We start from the raw sequence: 1,301 nt of genomic DNA, 5'->3' as shown, positions 1-1,301 counted from the left end.
GGGTGCCTCTGGGCTCGAACAGGTTCCACCCAGAATAGGAGACCAAAGGAGGCGATCGATGATCTTCGTCGGAGATGATTGGGCCGAAGACCATCACGATGTCCATTTGATGGACGAGGCCGGGCGACGGCTGGCATCTCGGCGGCTCCCCGAGGGGCTGGCCGGCATCCGGCAGCTGCACGAACTGATAGCCAGCCACGCCGAAGAGGCAGGTCAGGTCGTTGTCGGCATCGAAACCGACCGCGGCCTGTGGGTGCAGGCGCTGACCGCCGCCTGCTATCAGGTCTACGCGATCAACCCCCTCGCGGTCGCCCGCTACCGCGACCGCCACCACGTCTCCGGCGCGAAATCTGACCCCGGTGACGCCAAGCTGCTCGCGGACCTGGTGCGCACCGACCGGCACAATCACCGGCCGATCGCCGGAGACAGCCCGGACGTGGAGGCGATCAAGGTCCTCGCCCGCGGACACCAGAACCTGATCTGGTCCCGCACCCGGCAGACCAACGCGCTACGTTCGGCGCTGCGCGAGTACTACCCGGCCGCGCTGGAGGTGTTCGACGACCTACACGACCGCGACACCCTGGCCGTACTCGGTCGCGCCCCGACTCCCGCCGAGGCCGCGCACCTGACCCTGCCGGCGATCCGATCCGCCCTCAAAAAGGCTGGTCGGCAACGCAACCTCGACGGTCGGGCCCGCGAAATCCAGGCCGGACTGCGGGCCGAGCACCTGGCCGCACCGACGCCGGTCGTGGCCGCGTTCGCCGCCACCACCAGAGCGGCGGTCGGTCTCATCGTCGAGTTGAACCGGCAGATCACCGAACTCGAGACCACCCTCGCCGACCATTTTGAGGCACACCCGGACGCCGACATCTACCACTCCCTGCCAGGACTTGGTGTCATCCTCGGCGCCCGGGTGCTCGGTGAGTTCGGGGACGACCCCGATCGCTACACCACCGCCAAGTCTCGCAGAAACTACGCCGGGACCTCCCCATTGACGATCGCGTCCGGCAAGAAACGTGCCGTGCTCGCCCGCCACGTCCGCAACCGGCGCCTCTACGACGCCATCGATCAATGGGCGTTCTGCGCACTCTCGTCCAGCCCCGGCGCCCGCGAGTTCTACGACCAGCGCCGCGACGCCGGCGACCTGCACCACCAGGCGCTCCGCGCCCTCGGCAACCGCCTCGTCGGCATCCTCCACGGCTGCCTCCGCCACCACACCCACTACGACGAACACATCGCCTGGGACCACCGCCGCATCGCCCAAGCGGCTTGACAACTTACGGCCCTGGGATGTCTAGCCG

1 protein-coding gene is annotated in these 1,301 nt (G+C 68.3%); it reads left to right on the top strand.

What is annotated here, in order from left to right:
- The first annotated feature begins 58 nt into the window (after positions 1–58).
- A complete protein-coding gene (locus ACH49N_RS38940; RefSeq protein ID WP_358278841.1) occupies positions 59–1,273 on the top strand; it encodes an IS110 family transposase in 1,215 nt (404 codons plus the stop codon).
- The last annotated feature ends 28 nt before the right edge of the window (positions 1,274–1,301 follow it).

This window comes from Rhodococcus sp. NPDC019647, from assembly GCF_044389235.1.
GTDB lineage: Bacteria > Actinomycetota > Actinomycetes > Mycobacteriales > Mycobacteriaceae > Rhodococcus_F > Rhodococcus_F oxybenzonivorans.
The sequence above is the reverse complement of the archived record's forward strand: the minus strand, read 5'-3'. Positions and strand labels throughout refer to the sequence as shown.

What these genes read in the sequence shown, in the direction of transcription:
- ACH49N_RS38940 (WP_358278841.1), top strand. Translation starts at nt 59, where the DNA reads ATGATCTTCGTCGGAGATGATTGGGCCGAAGACCATCACGATGTCCAT.